1 protein-coding gene is annotated in these 1,341 nt (G+C 43.8%); it reads right to left on the minus strand.

Features of this window, described 5'->3' with window-relative positions:
* Positions 1–13: 13 nt before the first annotated feature.
* A complete protein-coding gene (locus AACS00_RS05870) occupies positions 14–1,234 on the minus strand; it encodes an IS4 family transposase (protein WP_110168452.1) in 1,221 nt (406 codons plus the stop codon).
* Positions 1,235–1,341 lie beyond the last annotated feature (107 nt).

The following is a 1,341-nucleotide window of genomic DNA, read 5'->3' on the forward strand; positions in this document are numbered from 1 at the left end:
CTGAGGGATCCCCTCATAATTTCCCCAAAGCGCAACCGTACCTGAATAGATTTTGAGCAAGTATGGTTGCAGCTACGAGCAAGTCTTTCCTCGTTATTGCGTAGCCAGAATGCCGCAGAACTTCCATACCTAAGCGCACTGTTGAGAGTACATTTCGATTACTGACAGTGTTCGCTTGAAAGTGTTTATCCCAACCTTGTTTCTGTGCATGTACGCCAACAAGCCAAAATGTCAGTTGAAGCATTAGGGCGATTAGTAGCATGATATCAAAGCGCTCTGGGTTGCTAGTTCGGCTATGGCGGAGTCCTAGACCGTATGCTGGGCTTTTCAAGTCTCGGAAGGTTTCTTCTATCTGCATACGCTTTGAGTAGATCCTAACGAGTTGCTTGGGTGTTCGGATTTCAACGGGCAAGTTAGTCGCTAAAACCCATGGTTCTTTTGTCGAAGCGGAGTAGATTTTAGGTGATGGATGATGACAATTAGTCCGTGTCGAACGCTGATTTTTTCGGCCTTTAGGACGTGATTTATACAGTGCAATTTGACATGAAATTGGGTTGCTCTTAGTCAACCTCTTATAGCCTAAAGTCTTTGAGCGACTTGAGGATATGCTATGTAAGTTGCTGATAGGTTGCCAGTTTTCCGCACCTAAATCTGCATCTAAATCTGCATATTGCACTTTCCCTCTGACTCGACTTAACCAGTACCAACCTAGCTTTTCAACGGATTTATACCATGGCACTTTAAAGCCTGCATCAGTAACAATGAGCGGTGTCGTATCACTCGGCAGAATGCTTGCTAGGTCGGCTAAGAATTGGTCATGAGCTTTCTTTGAACATTGCTCTGAAAGCGGAAACGCTTTCTCATAAAGAGTAACAGAACGACCGTGTAGTGCGACTGAAGCTCGCAATACCATAAGCCGTTTTTGCTCACGAATATCAGACCAGTCCACAAGAACAATGGGCATCGAATTGCCCGAACAGATAAAGCTCGCATGCCAACGGTATACAGCGAGTCGCTCTTTGTGTAAGTGACGATTACCTAATAATCGGTCGATTCGTTTGATGTTATGTTTTGTTCTCGCTTTGGTTGGCAGGTTACGACCAAGCTCGGTAAGAGTGAGCGTTTTACTCTCAAGTAATGCGCGGCAAGCCAACGTTAAACTGTTGAGTCGTTTTAAGTGTAATTCAGGGCAGAATTGGTAAAGAGAGTCGTGTAAAATATCGAGTTCGCACATCTTGTTGTCTGGTTATTGATTTTTGGCGAAACCATTTGATCATACGACAAGATGTGTATCTACCTTAACTTGATGATTTTTATCAAAATCATTAGGGGATTCCTCAG

The organism is Vibrio sp. 11986-1-5, assembly GCF_963878025.1.
GTDB lineage: Bacteria > Pseudomonadota > Gammaproteobacteria > Enterobacterales > Vibrionaceae > Vibrio > Vibrio injensis.